Annotated in this window: 1 protein-coding gene; it reads left to right on the top strand. The window is 61.3% G+C overall.

Features of this window, described 5'->3' with window-relative positions:
* Positions 1-388, top strand: a 388-nt coding sequence (locus tag AC6CHM_RS25125; protein WP_498176072.1) for a putative Ig domain-containing protein, incomplete at both ends; no start/stop codon positions are given.

The following is a 388-nucleotide window of genomic DNA, read 5'->3' as shown; positions in this document are numbered from 1 at the left end:
CTACCCAGGCTGCCAATGGCACCGCCACGGCAAGCGGCACGTCAATTACCTATACGCCAACACCAGGATATGCAGGACCGGACAGTTTCACCTACACCGCCACGAATGCGTCAGGCACGTCGGCACCTGCCACCGTGTCAATCACGGTCAGCCCAACCACACTTGCCCTTGCTCCGGCGGCTGGTGCATTGCCAGGCGCTACTGCAGGGACGGCCTACAGCCAGGCATTTACGGCATCGGGTGGGACATCTCCCTATAGCTATGCGGTTACAGCTGGTGCGTTGCCAGCAGGCATTACCTTGAACGGGGGAACGGGCGCCCTTAGCGGCACACCAACGGCCGCGGGCGCGTTCAATTTTGCCATTACGGCCACAGACAGTTCAACCGG

This window comes from Phyllobacterium sp. GQ127 (genome assembly GCF_059758635.1).
Note: the sequence above shows the minus strand (reverse complement) of the source record. Positions and strands in the feature narration are given on the sequence as shown.